Source organism: Ancylobacter mangrovi (genome assembly GCF_024752355.1).
In the GTDB taxonomy this organism is placed as follows: Bacteria; Pseudomonadota; Alphaproteobacteria; order Rhizobiales; family Xanthobacteraceae; genus Ancylobacter; species Ancylobacter mangrovi.
Map to the genome: position 1 here is coordinate 165,882 of NZ_JANTHZ010000006.1, position 22,134 is coordinate 188,015.

General features: G+C 67.3%; 20 protein-coding genes. 11 read left to right on the top strand and 9 right to left on the bottom strand.

Features of this window, described 5'->3' with window-relative positions; genetic code table 11:
• The first annotated feature begins 270 nt into the window (after nucleotides 1–270).
• The 4 genes from NVS89_RS14455 to NVS89_RS14470 all read left to right on the top strand — a co-directional run bounded on the left by NVS89_RS14455 (nucleotide 271) and on the right by NVS89_RS14470 (nucleotide 3,973).
• Nucleotides 271–735 (top strand): cupin domain-containing protein, encoded by a 465-nt coding sequence (locus NVS89_RS14455; RefSeq protein ID WP_258733460.1) that lies wholly within the window; start codon nucleotides 271–273, stop codon nucleotides 733–735.
• A 129-nt stretch (nucleotides 736–864) separates the two neighbouring features.
• Entirely contained in the window at nucleotides 865–1,833 is a 969-nt protein-coding gene (locus NVS89_RS14460; RefSeq protein ID WP_258733461.1) for a Bug family tripartite tricarboxylate transporter substrate binding protein, read from the top strand.
• An 81-nt stretch (nucleotides 1,834–1,914) separates the two neighbouring features.
• Nucleotides 1,915–2,439 carry a tripartite tricarboxylate transporter TctB family protein gene (locus NVS89_RS14465; RefSeq protein ID WP_258733462.1) on the top strand — a complete coding sequence of 175 codons (525 nt, stop codon included), beginning with the start codon at nucleotides 1,915–1,917 and terminating at the stop codon, nucleotides 2,437–2,439.
• 10 nt (nucleotides 2,440–2,449) lie between these two features.
• On the top strand, nucleotides 2,450–3,973 hold the full coding sequence (locus NVS89_RS14470) for a tripartite tricarboxylate transporter permease (RefSeq protein ID WP_258733463.1): 1,524 nt from the start codon (nucleotides 2,450–2,452) through the stop codon (nucleotides 3,971–3,973).
• Between the two features lie 62 nt (nucleotides 3,974–4,035).
• Here NVS89_RS14470 and NVS89_RS14475 read toward each other — a convergent pair whose 3' ends face one another.
• Together NVS89_RS14475 and NVS89_RS14480 are read right to left on the bottom strand one after the other, a co-directional pair.
• Nucleotides 4,036–4,794, bottom strand: a complete 759-nt coding sequence (locus NVS89_RS14475; RefSeq protein ID WP_258733464.1) for a GntR family transcriptional regulator — start codon at nucleotides 4,792–4,794, stop codon at nucleotides 4,036–4,038.
• A gap of 155 nt (nucleotides 4,795–4,949) precedes the next feature.
• On the bottom strand, nucleotides 4,950–6,035 hold the full coding sequence (locus NVS89_RS14480; RefSeq protein WP_258733465.1) for a Gfo/Idh/MocA family protein: 1,086 nt from the start codon (nucleotides 6,033–6,035) through the stop codon (nucleotides 4,950–4,952).
• Nucleotides 6,036–6,277: 242 nt separating this feature from the next.
• Here NVS89_RS14480 and NVS89_RS14485 point away from each other — a divergent pair, with 242 nt between their 5' ends.
• From NVS89_RS14485 to NVS89_RS14495, 3 genes are all read left to right on the top strand, one after another.
• Nucleotides 6,278–6,859 (top strand): TetR/AcrR family transcriptional regulator, encoded by a 582-nt coding sequence (locus NVS89_RS14485; RefSeq protein ID WP_258733466.1) that lies wholly within the window; start codon nucleotides 6,278–6,280, stop codon nucleotides 6,857–6,859.
• A 135-nt stretch (nucleotides 6,860–6,994) separates the two neighbouring features.
• A complete protein-coding gene (locus tag NVS89_RS14490; protein ID WP_258733467.1) occupies nucleotides 6,995–7,483 on the top strand; it encodes a hypothetical protein in 489 nt (162 codons plus the stop codon).
• A gap of 296 nt (nucleotides 7,484–7,779) precedes the next feature.
• Nucleotides 7,780–8,766, top strand: coding sequence for a hypothetical protein (locus NVS89_RS14495; RefSeq protein ID WP_258733468.1), 987 nt, complete (start codon nucleotides 7,780–7,782; stop codon nucleotides 8,764–8,766).
• Nucleotides 8,767–8,877: 111 nt separating this feature from the next.
• Here NVS89_RS14495 and guaA read toward each other — a convergent pair whose 3' ends face one another.
• From guaA to guaB, 4 genes are all read right to left on the bottom strand, one after another.
• Nucleotides 8,878–10,461 (bottom strand): glutamine-hydrolyzing GMP synthase, encoded by a 1,584-nt coding sequence (guaA, locus tag NVS89_RS14500; protein WP_258733469.1) that lies wholly within the window; start codon nucleotides 10,459–10,461, stop codon nucleotides 8,878–8,880.
• A gap of 112 nt (nucleotides 10,462–10,573) precedes the next feature.
• Nucleotides 10,574–11,899: an RsmB/NOP family class I SAM-dependent RNA methyltransferase gene (locus tag NVS89_RS14505; RefSeq protein WP_258733470.1), complete on the bottom strand. Its 1,326-nt coding sequence runs from the start codon at nucleotides 11,897–11,899 to the stop codon at nucleotides 10,574–10,576.
• A gap of 10 nt (nucleotides 11,900–11,909) precedes the next feature.
• The gene (locus NVS89_RS14510; RefSeq protein ID WP_258733471.1) at nucleotides 11,910–12,341 is read right to left on the bottom strand and encodes an MAPEG family protein; all 432 of its coding nucleotides are present in this window, start codon (nucleotides 12,339–12,341) and stop codon (nucleotides 11,910–11,912) included.
• Between the two features lie 50 nt (nucleotides 12,342–12,391).
• Complete coding sequence (guaB, locus tag NVS89_RS14515; RefSeq protein ID WP_258733472.1) at nucleotides 12,392–13,882, bottom strand: IMP dehydrogenase; 1,491 nt, start codon at nucleotides 13,880–13,882, stop codon at nucleotides 12,392–12,394.
• A gap of 304 nt (nucleotides 13,883–14,186) precedes the next feature.
• Here guaB and NVS89_RS14520 point away from each other — a divergent pair, with 304 nt between their 5' ends.
• Entirely contained in the window at nucleotides 14,187–15,620 is a 1,434-nt protein-coding gene (locus NVS89_RS14520) for an MFS transporter (protein ID WP_258733473.1), read from the top strand.
• Here the strand turns inward: NVS89_RS14520 and NVS89_RS14525 are convergent, their stop codons facing one another.
• The 3 genes from NVS89_RS14525 to NVS89_RS14535 are packed head-to-tail and all read right to left on the bottom strand — an operon-like array spanning nucleotide 15,621 to nucleotide 18,096.
• Nucleotides 15,621–16,103: a hypothetical protein gene (locus tag NVS89_RS14525; protein ID WP_258733474.1), complete on the bottom strand. Its 483-nt coding sequence runs from the start codon at nucleotides 16,101–16,103 to the stop codon at nucleotides 15,621–15,623.
• Between the two features lie 26 nt (nucleotides 16,104–16,129).
• Nucleotides 16,130–16,846 (bottom strand): RlmE family RNA methyltransferase, encoded by a 717-nt coding sequence (locus tag NVS89_RS14530; RefSeq protein WP_258733475.1) that lies wholly within the window; start codon nucleotides 16,844–16,846, stop codon nucleotides 16,130–16,132.
• The gene (locus tag NVS89_RS14535) at nucleotides 16,843–18,096 is read right to left on the bottom strand and encodes a Ppx/GppA phosphatase family protein (RefSeq protein ID WP_258733476.1); all 1,254 of its coding nucleotides are present in this window, start codon (nucleotides 18,094–18,096) and stop codon (nucleotides 16,843–16,845) included. The genes NVS89_RS14530 and NVS89_RS14535 overlap by 4 nt, the downstream gene beginning before the upstream one ends.
• 184 nt (nucleotides 18,097–18,280) lie before the next feature.
• Between NVS89_RS14535 and NVS89_RS14540 the strand changes: the two genes are divergently transcribed.
• The 3 genes from NVS89_RS14540 (at nucleotide 18,281) to NVS89_RS14550 (ending at nucleotide 22,134) form a co-directional block, all read left to right on the top strand.
• The gene (locus NVS89_RS14540; RefSeq protein ID WP_258733477.1) at nucleotides 18,281–18,577 is read left to right on the top strand and encodes a hypothetical protein; all 297 of its coding nucleotides are present in this window, start codon (nucleotides 18,281–18,283) and stop codon (nucleotides 18,575–18,577) included.
• A gap of 155 nt (nucleotides 18,578–18,732) precedes the next feature.
• A complete protein-coding gene (hsdR, locus tag NVS89_RS14545) occupies nucleotides 18,733–21,165 on the top strand; it encodes an EcoAI/FtnUII family type I restriction enzme subunit R (protein ID WP_258733478.1) in 2,433 nt (810 codons plus the stop codon).
• A 3-nt stretch (nucleotides 21,166–21,168) separates the two neighbouring features.
• Nucleotides 21,169–22,134 (top strand): GIY-YIG nuclease family protein, encoded by a 966-nt coding sequence (locus NVS89_RS14550; RefSeq protein ID WP_258733479.1) that lies wholly within the window; start codon nucleotides 21,169–21,171, stop codon nucleotides 22,132–22,134.

The following is a 22,134-nucleotide window of genomic DNA, read 5'->3' on the forward strand; positions in this document are numbered from 1 at the left end:
GTCTGGACATTTAAGGCGAAACGCGCCGGCGACGACGACGGGCGTGGGCCGTGCCTCTCGCCTCTGTGTCGGCATGCGGTGTCGCGCGCGCGCGATTTCCCAGCGAATTAATTGACTCGAATGAAATGTTCGAACATTCTCCATCTGTCGTTATCATCCGGACTTGATCTGCCGCCCCCGCAGGAGCGCTGCCCACCCAAGTCCGGACATTTATTCCGAAGCGGCCCGGACGAGGCCGTCGGACCAGCAGTCAAAGAGAGGATCACGCCCATGCTCGCAGACGCCACCACCGAGCGGAAGACGAAGAACGAAGGGGCGATCAAGGCGGGAGACGGCGCCTATGTCTTCGACCTGCCGAACCTCGCCAAGATGGCCGCCGGCGCGCATTACAGCTCCGCCTTCGGGTCGGTCGTCGAGGGCGAGCGCACGCAGGTCGGCCTGATGCGCAAGGCCAAGGGCACCGGCGCCCGTCCGCACTCGCATCCCAACGAGCAGTGGAACTACGTCGTGCAGGGCCGGCTGCGCGTGCACATCGAGGGTGAGGAGGAAAAGATCGCCGGCCCCGGCACGCTGATCTTCTTCCCCGCCAACAAGGTCCACGCCACCGTCGCCCTGCCCGAGGAGGACGTCTACTTCTTCGTGGTCAAGGACCTGTCCTTCGGCATCGCCGGCATCGCCGCCGACGGCCAGGAGACGGGCGCGTTCTACGAGAAGGGCTTCGAGCCGAAGAGCTGAGCGACCATGCGTGCGCGGGGCTGCGCCAATAGCCCCGCTCACGCCGACTGCCCGCGCCATGAGGGCGCATGTCGAGCCGGCGGACCCACCAGAACAACCAGGCCGCCGGAGAACGCTGGAGGAAACGCGATGATGAAGTTCGCCGCCGGCCTCGCGGCCATTGTTCTGTCCGCCGTGAGCGCACCCGCCGTTCAGGCACAGTCCTTTCCCGACAAGCCGATCGAGCTGGTCTGCTCGACCTCGCCCGGCTCCACCGCGGCCATGTGGTGCCAGCTGATGGCGCAGGTGCTCGCCAAGCCGGACGTGCTCGGCACCCCGGTCAACGTCGTCTACAAGGGCGCGGGCTCCGGAAACGAGGCCGCCGTCTACGTGATGAGCCGGCCCGCCGACGGCTATACGCTGCTGCATGCGAGCGCCAGCTTCTCGGGCTACATGAACCTGCCGACCTTCTCGGTGAAGCCGGACGACCTCGAATTCCTGGTGAAGGTCGAGAAGTTCATCTACGGCCTCGCGGTACGCTCGGACAGCAAGTACAAGACCTTCGGCGACCTCGTCTCCGCCGCCAAGCTGGCCCCCGGCACGATCGGCATCGCCGGCAACAAGATCGGCTCGATCCACCACAAGCACATCATCTCCGCCTTCTCCGCGGCCGGCGCCACCGTCATCCACATCCCCTATCAGGGGTCGGGCGACGCCATGCGCGACCTGCTCGGCGGCCACGTGCCGGCGGCGCTCGGCACGATCGGCCAGATCATGCCGCACGAGAAGGCCGGCAAGATCCGCACCCTCGTGGTGCTGAACGAGACCCGCTCGCCCGCCCTGCCCGACGTCCCGACCATCCAGGAGCTCGGCTACGTCTACCCGATCTCCCATCAGTGGCAGGGCATCTTCCTGAAGAAGGGCACGCCGGACGAGGTGAAGGCGAAGCTGCGCGCGGCTTTCCGCAAGGTCGTCGACAGCCCCGAGTACGCCGAATACCTGAAGAACAGCCCGCATGTCGAAAAGGCGTTCGAGGACGATCCCGAGAAGCTGCGCGAGTCGTTCCAGCAGGAGCTGCAGAGCTACCGCACCTTCATGCAGGAAAACGGCATTCTCTGATCGCCGAACCCGTGCCGTCCGCGTCGATCAGACATCGGCGCGGACGGAAGGCATCTGGTTTCGGGAACAGGAATCCCCGAGATGGAAAATCAAGGCATTGTCCGGCTCAGCCGGAGCGCAGCCGAGCTCTTCACCGCCGCGGTCGTGCTGGCGGCGGTGGTTGCGCTGTTCGTCTACAGCTTCGAGCTGCCTCCCTCGCCCATGCGCGGCTATCCGGGAGCGGGCTTCATGCCCCGGCTCGTCCTCATCTACACCGCCGTCTTCACCGTGATCTGGCTGGGCCGACTGGTGCTGGCCCGGGCGCGCAGCGCCCGCGAGACGAGGGCGCTCGCCCCGGCGGCGGGCGACGACAGCATCGAGTTCGAGTACCGGGGCTATCTCGTCACCATCGCGACCGTGCTCGCCTTCGTCGTGGGCCTGCAATATCTCGGCTTCGAGATCACCTGTTTCGGCATCCTGTCGCTGCTGCTGGCGGTGCGGCTGAGCAGCGTGGCGCTGGCCGTCGCAGTGGCGGCACTGACGACGCTCATTCTCTATGCGGTCTTCGTTCTGCTGCTGAACGTCTCGGTTCCGCTCGCCATCCTGCCGGACTTCATCACGTTCTGAGGAAGCGACGATGGACGCTCTGTTCGACAATTTCTTTCCCGCCGCCCTCATGGTGATGTCGCCGACCAGCCTCTTCGTCATGCTGGCGGGCGTGATCGTCGGCACCATCATGGGTGCCCTGCCCGGCTTCGGCGCGGCGCAGGCGCTGGCGCTGATGTTCCCCTTCACCTTCACCATGAGCCCGGAAACGGGCACGCTGTTCTTCATCTCGATCTATGCGGCGGCCGAATATGGCGGCTCGATCCCCGCCATCCTGATCCGCACCCCGGGCACCACCGCCGCGGCGATCACCCTGCTCGACGGCTTCCCGATGGCCCGCCAGGGCAAGGCGCTGCGGGCGCTGCGGATCTCGCTCTATACCGGCATCGCCGGCAGCATCGCCTCGAGCATCATCTTCGTGTTCGCCGCTTCGCTGCTCGCCTGGATCGGCCTGCAGTTCGGCCCGAGCGAGATGTTCGCGGTCGGCGTGTTCGGCCTGTCGATGATCGGCAGCTTCTTCGGCAGCAGCCCGGTCAAGGGCTTCGTCGCCACCGGCATCGGCCTGTTCCTGGCGATGATCGGCAGCTCCGGCTTTGCCGGCCTGCGCTTCACCTTCGGGCTGGAATCGCTGATGGAGGGCCTGCCGCTGATCGTCGTCATCACCGGCCTGCTCGCCATGCCGGAGGTGTTCCGGCTCCTGATGGCGCGCAAGAGCGACCCGATGCCGGACGTCGACGCGCTCGGCCAGAGCGACCGCGAGCGCAACCATGTCGGCTGGAAGGACATGCGGAAGCTCACGCCCACCATGCTGCGCGCGACCGTGATCGGCACCGCGATCGGCGCCATCCCCGGCCCCGGCGCCACCGTGTCCTCGCTCGTCGCCTACAACGAGGAGCGGCGCATCTCGAAGCATCCCGAGAAGTTCGGCACCGGCCTCGACGAAGGCGTCGCCGCGCCGGAGACGGCCAACAACGCCATCGTCGCCGGCGCGCTCATCCCCTCGCTGGCGCTGGGCGTGCCCGGCTCGGGGGCGATCGCGGTGCTGCTCGGCCTGCTCATCTCCAAGGGCGTCGTTCCCGGCCCGCTGCTGTTCGAGCAGAACGGCCTGCTGGTGATGGCGGTGTTCATCGGCCTCATCGTCTCGGCGCTGATCATGCTGGCCGTCGGCATGGCCGGCATGCGGGTGTTCGCGATGATCGCGCGAGTGCCGCGCTACATCCTCGGGCCGTTCGTGCTGCTGCTGCTCATCATGGGCGTCTATGCCGAGGCCGGCTACGCGCCGCATGTCGTGATGGCGATCATGCTCGGCGCGGGGGCGTTCTGGATGGAGAAGATCGACATGCCGGTGATCCCGATCGTCCTCGCCTTCGTGATGGGGCCGGTGATCGAGTCGAACTTCAACCGGGCCATGGTCATCCATGGCGGCGATCTCGGCTTCTTCCTGACCCGGCCGATCACTGTCGGCCTGCTGCTGCTGTCGCTGACGACGGTGCTCCTCGCCTTCCGCCGTGCCCTCCGGGCGCGCCGCGAGACGGCCCGTACCGCCGCCGCCTGACGCAGGGCCTCAGCCGGCCGGCATGTGACCGGCCGGCCGCTCTTCGTTCGGGGCGGCGCGCCTCAGCGCCGCTCGAACTCGATGTTGAGAGAGAACCGGTTTTCCGGGTGGACGGAATAGGTGACGAGGAACACCGCCCCGTCCGTTCCGCGGTAGCGGCGGATGATGATGAGGGCGGGATCGTCCTGCCGCGCCATCAATGGCTCGGCGAGTTCGGGCGTGATGTGGCCGACGAAGATCTCGATCTGCGCATGCGCCGCGCGCACGCCCAGCGCCTCCTCGATCTGCCGGACCACTGGCGCGCCCTCGGGATTGGGCCGGTCGAGCACCCCCGCATAGGCGGGCAGCACATAGATGTCGAAATAGGCGATCGGCGTCTGGGACGAGCGGGTGCGCCGCAGCGCCTTCAGGTGCACCCAGGGCTGGCCGACCTTGCACTTCAAGAGCATCGCCAGCTCCGGCGAAGCGACGATCCGGTCGACGCGCAGCGGCTGGCGATAGGTCTCGGACGGGTATTGCAGCAGTTCCTCGATCGAGCTGAGCTTGTGCACGAAGGCGTCGCGCTTGCGGCTGGCGACGACGATCGTGCCGACGCCGGCGCGCGCCTCGATCAGCCCGTCCTCGCGCAGTCCCGCCAGCGCCTGGCGCACGGTGAAGCGGCTGGCGGTGAAGCGCTCGCACAGCTCGTGCTCGGTCGGGAGCCGGGCGCCGACGGCATAGGTGCCGGCGCTGATCTCGCGGCGCAGCGTCGCCTCGATTTCCAGATAACGCGCGCCCCGCCCCGGCTGGCGCCCCGCCTGAGCCGATTCCGCGTCCGTCATGGCATCCTCGCTGGCATTCTTCGACCGCACACACGCCGGCCGCCGGATCCTCGCTTGCCGTTCGCGCGCCGATCCGGCGGTAATCCTACCGGGCCGGCCGGGCGGGCGTCGAGGTCGCAAGCCGGCGAAAGGGCTCGCCGCCGAACCCTTTACCCTCACGAAGCGGCGATGGCCGCCCCTTTCAGATCGTTGATCTGCGCGATGGACTGGTTCGACAGCGGCAGGTCGACCGGCTCGTTGATGGCGGCGGAAAGGTCGGCCGCCATGTAGGTCTCCATCACCATGCGGGCGTGCTCGGGCTCGACCATCACCGGCCGCTGGCGCAGGATCGATTCGAGGAAGTGGATCGTCTCCGGCCCCATCTGGCCGGCGAACACATGGTCAACCTGCTCGCCCGGCATGGTCGACATGGGAAAGCGCGTCCCCTCGCTCACCGTGCTGAGCCAGTTGTCGCGCTGCGTGTCGTCGAGGATGAGCGCGCCCTCGGTGCCGGTGATCTCGATCCAGGTGCCGCAATAATTGGGATAGGCGGGCGGCAGGTTCCACCCGCCGCCGATGACCACCAGCATGCCGTTGTCCATGGTGACGGTCGACCACATGCAGTCATAGGAACCGTTCACGGCCTGCATGAAGCCATAGGCGCCCTGCGAATAGACCCGCACCGGCTTTGCCGGCTCCAGCAGCCAGAACACGAAGTCGAGGTCGTGGGTCGATTCCATCGCAGCGGGCGACAGCTTCACGCGCGAGGCGATCTTCTTGCCGAGATTGCGCGACAGGTGGCGGCTGACCATGACGTTGACGACCCGCCCCAGCGTGCCCTCGGCGATCTTCTTCTTGGCGTAGGCGATCTTCGGGTTGAAGCGCTGCGAATAGCCGATGGTGAACTTCACGCGGTTGCGGCGGGCGAGCTCGATCAGCTCGTTCGCCTCCCACAGCTCCATGGCGATGGGCTTCTCCAGCAGCACGTGCTTGCCGGCCCGCAGGCAGTCGCGGGCGATGGGGAAATGCGTGCTCTCGGGCGTGGTCGAGATGTAGACCACCTCGATCGCCGGATTTCCGACGATGTCCTGATAGTCGAGCGTTGCGCTCGCCGCGCCGGTGAGCTGGCGCACCTCCTCCAGCCGGTCGGGCCGGATCTCGCAGATGTGCAGCCGGTCGACAAGGGCGGAGCGCGAGAGAGTCTCGGCACGGATCCCTCCGCACCAGCCCGTGCCGATGACCGCGACCTCGACCTGCCTCATAGCGCGCACCTCCCCCCAACGGCGATTGATGTTTCGGTCATAATGTCCGTACAAATCGCGGAAATCAATCCGCGTGCGGCTCGTTGCGACGGATATACCTCGAAATCATGTCCGGACTTATTTCGTCTCCAGATGCGCCATGCAGGCCCCGACAGAGAGTCACCCGCCAGCCCTGCCCTCGTCCCGCAACCTCCCTTGGCTCGCGACGTTGACAGACTACCTACTAGTTGGTAGATAGAACCATGACCAACGCCTCCACCACCGCCGACGACATCCTCCGCTGCGCGCGATCGCTCATCGTCGCGGGCGGCTATAACAGCTTCAGCTATGCCGACATCTCGAAGGTGGTCGGCATTCGCAATGCGAGCGTCCACCACCACTTTCCGGGCAAGGCGGATCTCGTGCGCGTGCTCGTCGCCCGCTACCGGCAGGAGGCCGAAGCGGGCATCGCCGAGCTGGAGCGCAACGTCGCCGCTCCGCTCGACCAGCTGCGCGCCTATGTCGGCTATTGGGAAGCGTGCATCACCGACATGAGCGCCCCGTTCTGCGTCTGCGCGCTGCTGGCGAGCGAGATTCCGGTGCTTCCCGAGGCCGTCGCGCTGGAAGTGCGGGCGCATTTCCGCATGCTCTCGGCCTGGCTTTCCTCCGTGCTGGAGCGCGGTGCGAAGGACGGCAGCCTCCGGCTGACGACCGGCAGCGCCGATGGCGATGCCGAGATGTTCATGGCCACCGTCCATGGCGCGATGCTGTCCGCCCGCGCCTATGGCGACCCCGTCACCTTCGGCACTGTCACCCGCCCCCTGTTGGCCCGCCTCACCGCCTGAAACCGGAGCCCGGCAAAGAACCGCGCGCTACGCTCCGTTGGCCTACCAACCAGTAGATAGACAATCCAAACGTCCGCGATGCCCTCCGCATCGTCGCGGCGTCCCCAACCTCCCTTCGATGAAAGCGAATATCCCATGTTCGGAATCTCTCCGCTCGGCTGGGTCCACACGCTCGGCAGCCTGCCCGCCATTCCCGTCGCCGCCTACATGTTTGCCACCCACGGCCGGATCGTGCCCCGGTCGACGGCCGGCACCGTCTACCTCGTGTCGATGCTGATCGGCGCCGTGACGGTCTTCCTGGTGGCGCATGAGCCGGTGAGCTACGTCATCGGCGTCGCGACGCTGGCGATCCTCCTCGCCGGCTATGGCGCGCGGCCGGTCCTCGGCACGCGGCCGGTCGCCAGATATGTGGAAACGATCTGCCTCAGCCTTTCCGCCTTCCTGCTGATGCTGCCGACCGTCACCGAGGTGCTGCGCCGCGTGCCGGACGGCCACCCGCTGGTCACCGACCTCCACTCGCCGCTGCTGCTCGGCGCCCAGGGGAGCCTTCTGGTGATCCTCGTCCTCGGCCTGACCGCCCAGATCATCTATCTCGCGAGACACCGCCGCACCGCCGCCGGCTAGCACGCCGATCCGCCGCCGGGCGACGTCGGGTCCGCCCTAGCTGCGGGCGCCCCGCCCGGCGGCGCTTCGCCATCACGGCTGCCGTCCCTCTGGAAGCCGAAGCCACCCGTGCAGGCCCCCTCGCTTCCGGCCCGCGATTGTGCGGGCATCGGCATAGCCTGTCGCGATGCTCCTGCCGGTCGCCACGGCGAGGCCGCCTCCCGAAGCGCCGTTTCCCGAAAACCGCCCTCCCCGGGTTAGTGCGACCGTCAAAATCGTCTACAACGACACTGCGTCGGACGGACGAGTTTTCTCCCATGACCACGATCTGGCTATCGCGCATCCTCTTCACCGCCCTCGCCGTACTGGCGTGGCACGGCCCCGTCGCGGCGGCGCCGTCATCGAGCCCGCCCGCCTGGCTGAAAGCCCATATCGGCGAGGACGACGGCGAGATCGCGCCGGTGGTGCTGCAGAGGGCGCGGGCGCTCTATCTGCGGAAGGTGAGCGAGGGCAAGGTCCGCAATCCCTGCTACTTCGCCATGGATGCGACGCGCCCCGCCTATACCGGCAAGGGCGATCTCGGCCGCCGGTTCTACATCATCTGCGAAGCGCAAAAGTCCTTCCGCGCCGTCTCCTCCGGCCATGGCGGCGGCCGCAACTTGAAGGGCCTCGCGAATTTCGCGAACGGGCGGCAATGCGCGAAGAATTTCGGCAACGCGCAGGATTCGCTGCTGACCGCCGGCGGCCCCTATGTCACCGCGGAGATCAAGACCTCGTTCAAGGGCTATTACCGCACGGCGTCGGGCAAGGACGCGGTGCTGATGCGCTCCTTCGTGCAGTTCGACGGCGAGGGCGAGACGGCGAACGCCCGCGAGAGGGAACTCGGCGGGCACGCGGCGCATGTGCTGCGGGCCTATTGCCGCCGCAAAAGCCCGAACAGCCCCTATGCTGGCAATGACGGCTACGTGCCGGTCGGCAAGCTGGTCAATTACGCGGCGGGCCGCAGCAATGGCTGCACGAGCTGGTCGGTGCCGGCCGCCGCCGACATCGTCCCGATGACGAAGGACCGGCCGACCACGCTCTACATCTACCCGGAATCCGAGGACATCGACGCCGTCGCGCAGGCCGTAAAGGCGCACCGTTCGCTGTCGGGCGCCGGTCTCTACTGGAACGCGACCTGCCTGAAGCAGATCGACGCGCCGAAATTCTGGTCGGCGGCCAGCCTCGAGCCGATCATCGCGGGCTACAAGAAGGCCCATCCGTCGCCACCGCCCCAGCCGCTGCCGATCTGCAAGGGTCCGTGAGCGGCTGGGCGTCCGCGCGATTTTGCGACGACAGGCGGGGAAATCACCCGCGCGGGAGGCTCTTGCAGCCCCCCGCCGGGCGCAGCAAGGCCGCGCGCGGAGTGCGCTGAATCACTCCCACTCGATCGTCCCCGGCGGCTTGCTGGTTACGTCGTAGACCACCCGGTTGACGCCCTTCACCTCGTTGACGATACGTGTCGCGACGCGGCCGAGGAAGGCCATGTCGAACGGGTAGAAATCCGCCGTCATGCCGTCGACCGAGGTCACCGCGCGCAGGCCCACCACATAGTCGTAGGTGCGGTAGTCGCCCATCACGCCGACCGTCTTCACCGGCAGGATCACGGCGAAGGCTTGCCAGATGTCGTCATAGAGCCCGCCGCGGCGAATCTCCTCGAGATAGATCTCGTCCGCGAGGCGCAATATGTCGAGCTTCTCGCGGGTGATCTCGCCCGGGCAGCGTATGGCGAGGCCCGGCCCGGGGAACGGGTGGCGCCCCACGAACACCTCCGGCAGGCCGAGCTCGCGGCCGAGCTCGCGCACCTCGTCCTTGAACAGCTCGCGCAGCGGCTCCACCAGCTTCATGTTCATCCGCTCGGGCAGGCCGCCGACATTGTGGTGGCTCTTGATCGTCACCGAGGGCCCGCCGGTAAAGCTGACGCTCTCGATCACGTCCGGGTAGAGCGTGCCCTGGGCGAGGAAGGCGGCACCGCCGATCTTCTTCGCCTCGTCCTCGAACACGTCGATGAACAGCTTGCCGATGGTCTTGCGCTTCACTTCCGGGTCGGTCACGCCTTCCAGCGCGCCGAGGAACAGCTCGGAGGCGTCCACATGCACCAGCGGGATGTTGTAGGCGTCGCGGAACAGCGTCACCACCTTCTCCGCCTCGCCGAGCCGCAGCAGGCCGTGGTCGACGAACACGCAGGTGAGCTGGTCGCCGATCGCCTCGTGGATCAGCACCGCCGCGACCGAGGAATCCACCCCGCCGGACAGGCCGCAGATCACCTTTTCCGAGCCCACCTGCTCGCGGATACGGCGGATCGATTCCTCGCGATAGGCCTTCATGCCCCAGTCGCCGGTGGCGCCGGAAATCCTGCGCACGAAATTGCGGATCAGCGCCGCGCCGTGCGGCGTGTGCACCACCTCGGGGTGGAACTGCATGGCGTAATAGTGCCGCGTCTCGTCGGCGATCATGGCGAAGGGCGCGCCGGGCGAGGTGGCGATCACCTCGAAGCCGGGCGGAATGGCCGTGACGCGGTCGCCATGGCTCATCCACACCGGATACTCTCCGCCGACCTCCCAGGTACCATCATAGAGCGCGGAAGGGCGCGCCACCGTCACCGCCGCCCGGCCGAACTCGCGATCGTGGCCCGCCTCCACCTTGCCGCCAAGCATGTGCGACATCGCCTGCTCGCCATAGCAGATACCGAGCACCGGCACGCCGGAATCGAACACCGAGGGCGGCGGCAGCGGCGCATTCTCGTCCAGCACCGAAGCCGGGCTGCCGGAGAGGATGACGCCGACCGGCTTCATCCGCTCGAACGCCTCGGCGGCGTGCTGGAACGGCACGATCTCCGAATAGACCCCCTCCTCGCGCACGCGGCGGGCGATGAGCTGCGTCACCTGCGAGCCGAAATCGATGATCAGGATCGTGTCGTGCTGGGCGGGAGCGTCTGCGGTGGCGTCGATCTTGGTCATGGGCGGCTCGTCTGGCGGTTCGGAAAGGGGAGCGGGGAAGCGGGCGGCACGGCGATGAAGGGCGAGATCATGCAGCGCGAGCTACGGGGCGGCATCGATGGCTCGCGCGCGCTCATGCGTCCCGCACCATCAGGCTGACGAAGAACCCGTCGGTCCCGGTCCGGCGCGGCGTCAGCAGCAGCCCTTCCGGCCGCTCCAGTGCCGCCGCGCGCAGTGCGATGCCGCGCTCGCCGAGCGCGAGCACCGCCTCGGCCGGCGGCAGGGCGCGGAAGCCCGCATGGCGGGCGAGGAAGGCGCGCACCTGGTCGACATTCTCCTCGTCGAGCAGCGAGCAGGTGATGTAGGCGAGCCGCCCGCCCGGCTTCACGAAGCGTGCGGCGGCGTCGAGGATCTCGGCCTGCTCCTTCACCCGCTCGGCCAGCGCGCCGGGGCGCATGCGCCATTTGGCGTCCGGGTTGCGGCGCCAGGTCCCCGTGCCGGTGCAGGGCGCGTCGACCAGCACCAGGTCCATGCGCCCTTCGAGGTCGGCCAGCACATCCGGCCCGGTGCCGGCCCGGCCCTTGGGCGAGCGGATCTGGACGTTATGGGCACCGGCGCGCTGCACCCGCTCATGGATCGGGGCGAGCCGGCGCAAATCGTCGTCATAGGCGTAGAGCTGGCCGGCATTGTCCATCAGCGCGGCCAGCGCCAGCGTCTTGCCGCCGCCGCCCGCGCACAGATCCAGCACCTGGGCGCCGCGCGCCGGCGCGGCGAGGATGGCGGCGAGCTGCGAGCCCTCGTCCTGGATCTCGACCGAACCCTTGAGATAGGCCGGCTCGGCGGTCAGAGGCGGCGCCTTGCCGTCGGCGTTCGGGGCGATCCTCAGCGCCAGCGGCGACCACGCGCCGGCGACGGGATCGAGATGGGCGAGCTGCTGCGCGGCCTTGCCCACATCGGATTTCAGCGTGTTCACCCGAAGATCGAGCGGCGCGCGCCCGGCGAGCCCGGCGCCCTCCTCCGCCCGGTCGTCGCCGAATACGCGGGCGAGCGGGGCGTCGAGCCATTCGGGATAGTCGCCGCGCACATGGGCCGGCGCCTCACCGAGCGTATCGCCCGCAAGCCGCGCCGCCTCTTCGTCGGTCAGCGGCTCCGGGGCGAAGCGCGAGCCATCGCACAGCCGGCCGATGGCCTCCGCGTCCAGCCCGCGCGCGAGATGAAGCATGCCGAGCACCAGCGCGCGCGGCGTTTCCTCGCCGGCCGGCTGGCCCATGATCCAGCCGGCGGAAGCGCGCCGGCGCAGCGTGTCGTAGACGAGCGAGGACAGAGCGGCACGGTCGCCCGATCCGGCGAAGCGGTGGCGGCGGCCCCATTCGGTCAGCACGTCGGCCGCCGGCCGGCGTTCGGCGAGGATACCGGCGATCACCTCGATGGCGGCGGAGATGCGGGCGGCGGGGGTCATGGCACGCCCCTCACGGCATCACCGGCGAGAACAGGATGCCGAAGGCGAACAGCACCCACATGACCAGCAGCACGACGACGCCCGCCGCGAAGGCGGGAAAGCGCAGCCGTATATTGTTGCTGGTGACGTGCACCCAGGCATGGACAATGCGGCTCAGCACGAACAGCCAGGCCAGCACGACGAAGGGCAGGTCCGCCTGCCGCGTGAAAAGCGCGAGCGCCACCAGCACGTAGAACAGCACCGGGAACTCGAACTGGTTGCGCAGGCAGTTGTTCGCCTGCCGCACCCGCACAGGCCAGGCCGTGTCGTCGATCACGGCCCGCGCCTCCTCCACCTGCCCGGCCCGGATCGCCGCCCCGCGCACGCTGCCGAGCCGGACGAGCACCAGGAAGGTGAGCGCGACCTGCACAAAGACGGGAAGCAGGATGGCGGGAACGGACACGGCGGCGGTCTTTCTCGGAGGACGGGGATGCGGCGTCGGGGCGGGGGGCCTCAGCCCCCCTGCGGGTAGTTCGGGCTCTCGCGGGTGATGGTCACGTCATGGACGTGGCTCTCGCGCAGCGAGGCGCCGGAGATGCGCACGAACTGCGCCTTCTCGCGGTACTCCTCGAGCGTGCCGCCGCCGACATAGCCCATGGCGGCGCGAAGGCCGCCGGCGAGCTGGTGGAGCACTCCGCCCACCGGGCCCTTGTAGGGCACCTGCCCCTCGATGCCTTCCGGCACCAGCTTCAGCGTGTCCTTCACCTCGGCCTGGAAATAGCGGTCGGCCGAGCCGCGCGCCATCGCCCCGACCGAGCCCATGCCGCGGTACGACTTATAGGAGCGGCCCTGGTAGAGGTAGACCTCGCCCGGGCTCTCGTCGGTGCCCGCGAGCAGCGAGCCGATCATCGCGCAGGACGCGCCGGCGGCGAGCGCCTTGGCGAGGTCGCCCGAATATTTGATGCCGCCATCGGCGATCACCGGGGTGTCGCTCTTCTGCGCCTCTTCCACCGCGTCGAGGATGGCGGTGAGCTGGGGCACGCCGACACCGGCGACGATGCGCGTGGTGCAGATGGAGCCCGGCCCGATGCCGACCTTCACCGCGTCCGCGCCGGCATCGATCAGCGCCCGCGCGCCCTCGGCGGTGGCGACGTTGCCGGCAAGGATCTGCACCTTGTTGGAGAGCGTCTTGATGCGGCTCACCTGGTCCAGCACCTTGCGCGAATGGCCGTGCGCGGTGTCGACCACCACGAGGTCGACGCCCGCGTCGATCAGCAGCTCGGTGCGGCGATAGCCGTCCTCGCCCACCGTGGTCGCGGCCCCGGCGCGCAGCCGGCCCTGCTCGTCCTTGGTGGCGTTGGGATAGGCGACCGCCTTTTCCATGTCCTTGACGGTGATGAGCCCGACGCAGCGCTGCTCGTCGTCGATCACCAGCAGCTTCTCGATGCGGAACTGGTGCAGCAGCCGCTTGGCCTCGGCCTGCTCCACGCCCTCATGGACGGTGACGAGCCGGTCCTTGGTCATCAGCTCGGAGACCGGCTGGCCGGGGTTGGTGGCGAAGCGCACGTCGCGGTTGGTCAGGATGCCGACCAGCTTGCCGCCGCGGCCATTGGGTCCGCGCTCGACCACCGGGATGCCGGAAATGCCGTGCGCCTTCATCAGCGCCAGCGCGTCGGCGAGGGTCTGGTCGGGATAGATGGTGACAGGGTTCACCACCATGCCACTCTCGAACTTCTTCACCATCCGCACATGCTCGGCCTGCACTTCCGGGTCGAGGTTGCGGTGGATGATGCCGAGGCCGCCGGCCTGCGCCATGGCGATGGCGAGGCGCCCCTCGGTGACGGTGTCCATCGCCGAGGACAGGATCGGCAGGTTGAGGGAGATCGACCGCGTGACGCGTGACGAGATATCGACCTCGCCCGGCATCACATCGGACAGGCCGGGCTTCAGCAGCACGTCGTCAAAGGTAAGCGCTTCCCGCGCGAGGCCGTCACGGACCGACATCGCCAACTCCCGATAAGGGTGCGCGGAAGAGACTTCCGCTCATGCCCGATGGATGGATGGACGAAGCGGCGCCAGCTTTTGGGACAGCGGCGCCGCTACGAGTTGGCGAGGGCTCATACCATGGTGCGAGGCGCTTTCCTAGGCATCTTCCTCTGTGTTCCACGCAATGCCGACCCGCGTCGCCGGGATTGATCATCAGCGTGATTTGATGACGGATTTGTGTGCGATCCTGACATCGTCTGCCGGTCCAAGCGGCGTTAAGACGCCGAAAGCTCGGTCGCGTCCGACCGAAATGAGTCCCGCCGTGCGCACCGAACGCCTCGTCCCCCTCATCGTCGCCTGCGCGCTGTTCATGGAGCAGCTCGATTCGACCATCATCTCCACCTCGCTGCCGGCCATCGCCCGGGACCTGCACGAGGACCCGATCGCGCTCAAGCTGGCGCTGACCTCCTATCTGCTCAGCCTCGCAGTGTTCATTCCCGCCAGCGGCTGGTTCGCCGACCGATTCGGCTCGCGCACCGTGTTCCGCGCCGCCATCGTCGTGTTCACCGCCGGCTCGCTGCTGTGCGGACTCGCGCATTCACTGCCGGAATTCGTGCTGTTCCGCATCCTGCAGGGCATGGGCGGGGCGATGATGGTGCCGGTGGGGCGGCTGGTGATCCTGCGCACCGTGCCCAAGGAGGGCATCGTCTCCGCCCTCGCCTGGCTCACCGTGCCGGCGCTGCTCGGCCCCGTGGTCGGGCCGCCGCTGGGCGGCTTCATCACCACCTATTTCGACTGGCGGCTGATCTTCTTCCTCAACATCCCGATCGGCTTCGTCGGCGTCATGCTGGCGACGCGGTTCATCCCCGACATCCGGGAGGAGGACGTCGGCGCCTTCGACCTCAACGGCATGGTGCTCTCCGGCGTCGGCCTCGCCGGGCTCGTCTTCGGCTTCGCGCTGCTCGGCCAGCATGCGGTCGCGCCGTGGATCGCGCTGCTGGTCATCGCCATCGGCGCGGTGACGATGTTCCTCTATGTGCGCCATGCGCGGCACACGCCCCGCCCGATCCTCGACCTGTCGCTGCTGAGGATTCCGACCTTCTTCGCCGGCGTGGTGGGCGCCTCGCTGTTCCGCATCGGCATCGGGGCGATCCCGTTCCTGCTGCCGCTGATGCTGCAGCTCGGTTTCGGCCTCACCCCCTTCGCCTCGGGCATGATCACCTTCTCCTCCGCGGTCGGCGCGATGACGATGAAGTTCTCCGCCGCGCCGATCATCCGCACCTTCGGCTTCCGCCGCGTGCTGGTGGTAAACTGCTTCATCGCCGCCGCCTTCCTCGCGGCCACCGCGCTGTTCCGGCCGGACATGCCCTACCCGCTGCTGGTCGGCATGCTGCTGATGGGCGGCTTCTTCCGCTCGCTGCAGTTCACCAGCACCAACGCGCTCTCCTATGCCGACATCTCCAACGAGGCGATGAGCCGCGCCACCAGCTTCGCCAGCGTGGCCCAGCAGGTGGCGATCTCCACCGGCGTCGCGGTCGGCGCGCTGGTGCTCGACACCATGCGGAGCTGGCGCGGTGACGGCACCATCCAGCTCGGCGACTTCAGCGTCGCCTTCGCGGTGGTCGGGCTCATCGCCGTGTGCTCGGTGTTCTTCTTCGTCCGCCTGCCGGCCGACGCCGGCGCCGCCCTCGCCCGCCGCCGCGTCAAGCCGGCCGTGCCCGCCGAGCCGCCCGGGGAGATGGGCAGCGCGGCCTGATCAGGCGTCCGGCGCGGCCGTCTCCAGCGCGCGCTTCAGCGCCCGCCCCGCGGCCTCGGCATGGTCCACCCTGGCGATGAAGGCCCGCGCGCGGGGGATCGGGTCGTGCAGATATTGGTCCGGCCCCAGCATCCGGCGCGCGTTCAGCGCCGGCGTGTCGAGCAGCGGAAAGTCGGCCGGCTCCACCGTGCCCTCCCAGCCCTCGAACCGCGCCGCCCAGCCGCGCCTGTGATGCGCGAGCAGGCGCGTGCGCAGGCTGTAGCCGTGATAATCGAAGGCGAGCCGCCCGTCGGTCACATAGACATGCGCGCCCGGCAGGCCTTCCGCGGGAATGATCCGTTCGGCATGGAACCTCGCCAGCGGCGGCGCGGCGAGATAGACGCCGGCGAGGATGTAGCAGGCGCCGTGGCCGAAGAAGATGCGGTCCGGCAGCGCCCAGCGCCGCACCGGATCGCGCTTGATGCCGGGTTTCAGCACATACATGAGCCGTCCCCCCGCGCGGGCGCTGGTCAGTCCGGCTGGTCCTCGCCCCGCCCGCGGAACCCCGACGCGACCACATAGAGCTCGGCCGAATCCGCGCGGCTCGCCTGCGGCTTCACGTGCTTCACGACCGTGAAGTCGCGTTTAAGCTCAGCGAGCAGCGAGCTTTCCGTGCCGCCTTGGAACACCTTAGCGACGAAGGACCCGCCCGGGGCCAGCACCTGGCGGGCGAAATCGATGGCGAGTTCGACCAGGCCGACGATGCGCAGATGGTCGGTCGCCCTGTGGCCGGTGGTGTTGGCCGCCATGTCGGACAGCACGACATCCGCCTCGCCGCCGAGCATCGCCTTCAGCCGGTCGGGCGCGTCGTCCTTCAGGAAGTCCATCTGCGCGAAGTCGACGCCCGGCACCGGGTCGATCTCCAGCAGGTCGATGGCGACCACGTGGCCCCCGCCCTCCTCCGCCCGGATGCGCTTGGCGGCGACCTGGCTCCAGCCGCCGGGCGCGGCGCCGAGGTCGACCACGCGCGCGCCGGGCTTCAAGAGCTTCATCTTGTCGTCGATCTCGATCAGCTTGAAGGCCGCGCGCGAGCGCCAGCCTTCACGCTTGGCGCGGGCGACATAGGGGTCGTTGAGCTGGCGCTGCAGCCATTTCTGCGACGAGGAACTGAGCGAGCGCGCCTTCTTCAGCCGAACCTTCAGCGGGCGCGCCTCTCCGCCCTTGCGGGCTTCGGGCTTGTCGATCACGTGGTCACTGCTCCGGCCTGCCGGCGCCAGACGCCGTCCGCGCGCATCAGCTCCACCAATATGCCCTCGCGCAGGCCGCGGTCGGCGACCCGCAGCCGGTCGCAGGGGAAGGCCCGCCGCACCGCCTCGAGGATGGCGCAGCCCGCGAGCACGAGGTCCGCCCGCTCCACACCGATGCACGGGTTGGCGGCGCGCTCGGAGAACGGCATGTCGAGCAGCCGGTCCACCACCACCCGCACCTGCTCCGCGCCGAGCCAGGTGCCATCGACCTGCGAGCGATCGTAGCGCGGCAGGTCGAGATGGACGCCGGCGATGGTCGTCACCGTGCCGGAGGTGCCGAGCAGATGCAGCCGGCCGCAATCATGCGGGCCCACCGCCTGCACGAAGCCGTCGAGATGCGGGCGGAACTCGTTGACCATGGCCTCGAAATCGTCGCGCGTGACCCGCACCCCGCCATGGCGCTCGGCCACGGTGACGACGCCGAGCGGCACCGACACCCAGGCCCGGATCACGGCGGCCGGCGGCCCGCCGTCGCGGGTCTCCACCCGGTCGAGCCACACCACCTCGGTCGAGCCGCCGCCGATGTCGAACAGCACGGCGCCGTCCGAATGCGGGTCGACCAGCGGCGTGCAGCCGGCCGCGGCGAGGCGCGCCTCGGTCTCGCGCTCGACGATCTCCAGCTTCAGGCCGGTCTCGTCCTCGACCCGGCGGATGAAAGCGTCGCCATTGCTGGCGGAGCGGCAGGCCTCGGTGGCGATGAGGCGGCTGTCGGCGATGTTGCGCGCGCCGATCTTGCTGGCGCACACGCCGAGCGCCTCGACCGCGCGGGTCATCGCCGCCTCGCCCAGCCGGCCCGAGCAGATCAGCCCCTCACCGAGCCGCACGATGCGCGAGAAGGCATCGACGACGCGGAAGCCGTTGGCGGTCGGGCGGGCAATCAGCAGGCGGCAATTATTGGTGCCGAGGTCGAGCGCGGCGTAGCAGGGGTCGTAGCGCGGGCCGCCGCCATTCTCGCCACGCCCGCCGTCGCGCCGCCGGCCGTGCCAGTGGCGCGGACGTCCGCGATCGGACGGCTTGTCGTCGCGCGGCACCTCCGGGCGCGGCATGTCCGGACGCGGCATGTCCGGACGCGGCATCTCTTTGCGCAGCACGTCCTGGCGTGGCGGCCGCGCATCGCGCACCGCCCCGTCCTCGCGCGCCGGCCTTTCCGCCGCCCGTCGACCCGCCCACGTATCGGTCTCGTCGACCATTATGGATTCCCCGGCCGAAGCCGCCTGGCCGGACGCCGCGCGGGGCGGAGTCTCGGCCGGATAATTCAACATCTCGCGGGAAATGTAACATTCGGGCGCTAAGGCGCAATTAACTTCATGCCTGCCCCGCTCTGCACGCGGCCCACCGTGGGCGGGGACGCCGGCAAAATCTGCGGACAATCGCATGCGCAGCAGATTGCCGGCCAAATTGCCCATGCGCCCAAGCACGCGTTGCCATGCCGGGACACCGCGCCAGTCGGCCGCAATGGCGAACTGGCATTGCCGGATGTGCGGCGGCAAGGCGCCAGACGCGGCCAAGGGCAATAGCAACGCATTGAAGTATGGCGGCTACACCGCCGTGGCCATCGCCGAGCGAGGGGAGTTGATGGCGCTGTTGAGCGGCATGAAGGGCGCTCTCGAACAGGCGAACGGGAAGGAATTGGCTGTGGGCATCTTTTCTCGATGCGGGCGAGCCGGTTAGGTTCTTCCCGGCGCCCCTCCCGTGCGGGCGGCAAAGGCGCGATCCTCCGCCAGCGGTATGGATACGAACTTGGGGTGCGTACCCGGATGTAAACGGTGCGCATCTGTGCCAATGCTCGATTTTGACTTGAACGAATTGAGGATTCGCCTGCGGCAATGAATAAACGGAGCCTCACCGAACGCGACATCTGCACCAAGTTCATCTTGCCGGCCATCAAGCGTGCCGGCTGGGACGAGATGGTGCAGGTTCGGGAAGAGGTCTATTTCACCAAGGGCCGGATCATCGTGCGCGGCAAGCTGGTCACGCGCGGCAAAGCGAAGAAGGCGGACGTCGTTCTCTATTACAAGCCGAATATCCCGATCGCGCTGATCGAGGCCAAGGACAACAATCATTCGGTCGGCCACGGCATCCAGCAGGGGCTCGATTATGCCGCGACGCTGGATATCCCCTTCGTGTTTTCCTCGAATGGCGACGGCTTCGTGTTCCACGACCGCACCGGCCTAAGCGTTCCGGTCGAAACCAATCTCGGCCTTGATGCCTTCCCCTCGCCGGCCGAGCTGTGGGTGCGCTATCGCGCGTGGAAGGGCTTGGACCCTGAAGCCGAGCAGATCGTGCTTCAGGATTATTTCGACGACGGCAGCGGCAAGGCCCCGCGCTATTACCAGGTGAACGCCGTCAACGCCGCGATCGAGGCAATCGCCAAGGGCCGCGACCGTGTGCTGCTGGTCATGGCAACCGGCACCGGCAAGACCTACACGGCGTTTCAGATCATCTGGCGCTTGTGGAAGGCGGGTCGCAAGAAGCGCATCCTGTTCCTCGCCGACCGCAACGTGCTGATCGACCAGACGATGGTCAACGATTTCCGCCCGTTCGGCGCGGCGATGGCGAAACTCTCGACCAACGCAAAGACCATCGAGCGGCAGGACGGCACCAAAGTCGATCTGCCGCTGGCGCTCGATGGCAAGCGCCGCATCGACACCGCCTTCGAAATCTATCTCGGGCTCTATCAGGCGATCACCGGGCCGGAGGAGCGGCAGAAGCTCTATCGCGAGTTCTCGCCCGGCTTTTTCGACCTGATCGTGATCGACGAATGCCATCGCGGCAGCGCCGCCGAGGACTCGGCCTGGCGTGAAATCCTTACCCACTTTGCCGACGCCACGCAGATTGGCCTCACCGCGACGCCGAAGGAGACCGAATACGTTTCCAACACCGACTATTTCGGCGAACCGGTTTTCACCTATTCGCTTAAGCAGGGGATCAGCGACGGCTTCCTCGCGCCCTACAAGGTCATCAAGGTTCACATCGACCGCGACGTGGAAGGCTACCGGCCCGAACTCGGCCAGCTCGACCGCGACGGCAATGAGGTCGAGGACCGCATCTACAACACCAAGGATTTCGACCGGCATATCGTGCTCGACGACCGCACGGTGCTCACCGCGAAGAAGATCACCGAGTTCCTGAAGGAAAGCGGCGATCGCTTCCAGAAAACCATCGTATTCTGCGTCGATGAGGAGCACGCCGCGCGGATGCGGCAGGCGCTCGTTAACGAGAACGCCGATCTGGTCGCCGAAAATCAGCGCTACGTCATGCGCATCACCGGCAGCGACAAGGAAGGGCAGGACCAGCTCGGCAACTTCATCGATCCGGAATCGCGCTATCCCGTGCTGGTGACGACCTCGCGGCTGCTCTCGACCGGCGTCGATGCGCAGACCTGCCGGCTGATCGTGCTCGACCGGGCGGTAGGCTCGATGACCGAGTTCAAGCAGATCGTCGGGCGCGGCACCCGCGTTCACGAGGACAGCAAGAAATTCTTCTTCACGCTGATCGACTTTCGCGGCGCGACCAGCCATTTCGCCGACCCGGATTTCGACGGCGACCCGGTTCAGATTTATGAGCCCGGTCAAGACGACCCAATCACGCCGCCCGATGGCTTCGAGGAGGGTGAGCAGGCGACTTTCGAGCCGTCGGCTGAGGAGACCATCGTCGGTGAGCCAGGCCTGCCTGTGCCGCTGGGCGACCCGATCCGAAAGATATATGTCGATGGCGTCGGCGCCCGCATCCTGGCCGAGCGCGTGGAATATCTCGACGAGAATGGCAAGCTCGTCACGGAATCCCTTCGCGACTTCACCAAGACGGCGCTGAAAAAGCGTTTCGCAAGCCTTGGTGATTTCCTCAAGCGCTGGAAATCGGCCGAGCGCAAGCAGGCGATCATCGAGGAACTGGAAGCCGAGGGCCTGGCGCTCGACGCGGTGGCGGACGAAATCGGCAGGAACCTCGATCCCTTTGATCTGATCTGCCACGTCGCTTTCGACAAGAAGCCTCTAACCCGCCGCGAGCGGGCCGAAAACGTGAAGAAGCGCGATGCGTTCACCAAGTATGGGCCGCAGGCCCGCGCGGTACTCGATGCGCTCTTGGAAAAGTATCGCGACGAGGGCGTGCTCAATCTCGACGACGCCAACGTGCTGAAGGTGACGCCCTTCACCGCGATGGGCAGCGTCGTTCAACTTATCAAGGCGTTCGGGGGCAAGGAGGGTTTCGAGAGGGCCGTCCATGAGATGCAGGACGCGCTCTACCAGGAGACCGCCTAGCCGATGCAAGCGCAATCAGAAGGCTTTGGACGCACGATTCAGCTTTTTCTGGTCGATGGTATCCCCAACGGGCTCATCATCGCGTCTATTCACGGCTGGACGGGATCGGTGGTGGTGGCTAGCCAAGCCACTTTCGACAAGCTGCGCGCTCGCCCTGAGGCAGATCGCTCGGGTGTCTATATCCTGTTCGGGCCGGATCCCGACGATCCGTTGTCCATGCGCGCCTACATCGGCGAAGCAGACTATGTGAAGGATCGCATCAACCAAAGTGCCGAGGAACGCGCGTTCTGGGAAACTGCCGTCATAATCTCGACGAGCGACGAGACACTGACGAAAGGCGATATTCGCTACCTTGAGGCACGCCTAATCGAACTGGCGAGCGAAGCCGGGCGTGTGAAACTGGACAATGGGCAATCTCCAAAGCCCGACCGTAGACCCCTCCCCGAGGCCGGCCGCGCCAATATGGAAGCTTTCCTCGCGAATTTGCGGGTGATCCTCCCGGTGGTTGGGCTCGATCTGCTCAAGCCAAGACCACGCGCAATATCCACGACAGAACGGCCAGCCAAAACGGACACCGGCCAGAAATTCGAAATCCGACATAAGAGTAATGTCCAAGCAACAGCGATCGAAGAAGACGGCGAATTCGTCGTTCTCGCCGGGAGCCAGGCGCTAAAGAATGCTGGATACGTCGGAGCAAACAGCTATGGCGAGCTCAAAAACGAGTTGATCGCTCAAGGAGTACTCACGACGATCGATGGCGCCGGCGTCTACACGTTTGCCCGCCCGTACGTGTTCCGCAGTCCCTCCGCCGCCTCGGCGGTAATCCTAGATCGAAATTCGAATGGCCGGCGAGAATGGAAGGTTGTTAACTCTGATCTCACTTACCATGAGTGGCAAGAACAGAAGACCACCCAAGAAGATGCAGCCGAACGCTTGATGCTGTCTCCCGAAAATCAGAGTGTTATCTAA

Excerpts from the sequence above, each read along its gene's own strand:
- NVS89_RS14455 (WP_258733460.1), top strand. The coding sequence starts at position 271 with ATGCTCGCAGACGCCACCACCGAGCGGAAGACGAAGAACGAAGGGGCG.
- NVS89_RS14485 (WP_258733466.1), top strand. The coding sequence starts at position 6,278 with ATGACCAACGCCTCCACCACCGCCGACGACATCCTCCGCTGCGCGCGA.
- guaA (WP_258733469.1), bottom strand. The coding sequence starts at position 10,461 with ATGACCAAGATCGACGCCACCGCAGACGCTCCCGCCCAGCACGACACG.
- guaB (WP_258733472.1), bottom strand. The coding sequence starts at position 13,882 with ATGTCGGTCCGTGACGGCCTCGCGCGGGAAGCGCTTACCTTTGACGAC.
- NVS89_RS14535 (WP_258733476.1), bottom strand. The coding sequence starts at position 18,096 with ATGGTCGACGAGACCGATACGTGGGCGGGTCGACGGGCGGCGGAAAGG.
- NVS89_RS14470 (WP_258733463.1), top strand. The coding sequence starts at position 2,450 with ATGGACGCTCTGTTCGACAATTTCTTTCCCGCCGCCCTCATGGTGATG.
- NVS89_RS14460 (WP_258733461.1), top strand. The coding sequence starts at position 865 with ATGATGAAGTTCGCCGCCGGCCTCGCGGCCATTGTTCTGTCCGCCGTG.
- NVS89_RS14540 (WP_258733477.1), top strand. The coding sequence starts at position 18,281 with ATGCGCAGCAGATTGCCGGCCAAATTGCCCATGCGCCCAAGCACGCGT.
- NVS89_RS14505 (WP_258733470.1), bottom strand. The coding sequence starts at position 11,899 with ATGACCCCCGCCGCCCGCATCTCCGCCGCCATCGAGGTGATCGCCGGT.
- NVS89_RS14550 (WP_258733479.1), top strand. The coding sequence starts at position 21,169 with ATGCAAGCGCAATCAGAAGGCTTTGGACGCACGATTCAGCTTTTTCTG.
- NVS89_RS14480 (WP_258733465.1), bottom strand. The coding sequence starts at position 6,035 with ATGAGGCAGGTCGAGGTCGCGGTCATCGGCACGGGCTGGTGCGGAGGG.
- NVS89_RS14490 (WP_258733467.1), top strand. The coding sequence starts at position 6,995 with ATGTTCGGAATCTCTCCGCTCGGCTGGGTCCACACGCTCGGCAGCCTG.
- NVS89_RS14475 (WP_258733464.1), bottom strand. The coding sequence starts at position 4,794 with ATGACGGACGCGGAATCGGCTCAGGCGGGGCGCCAGCCGGGGCGGGGC.
- NVS89_RS14525 (WP_258733474.1), bottom strand. The coding sequence starts at position 16,103 with ATGTATGTGCTGAAACCCGGCATCAAGCGCGATCCGGTGCGGCGCTGG.
- NVS89_RS14465 (WP_258733462.1), top strand. The coding sequence starts at position 1,915 with ATGGAAAATCAAGGCATTGTCCGGCTCAGCCGGAGCGCAGCCGAGCTC.
- hsdR (WP_258733478.1), top strand. The coding sequence starts at position 18,733 with ATGAATAAACGGAGCCTCACCGAACGCGACATCTGCACCAAGTTCATC.
- NVS89_RS14495 (WP_258733468.1), top strand. The coding sequence starts at position 7,780 with ATGACCACGATCTGGCTATCGCGCATCCTCTTCACCGCCCTCGCCGTA.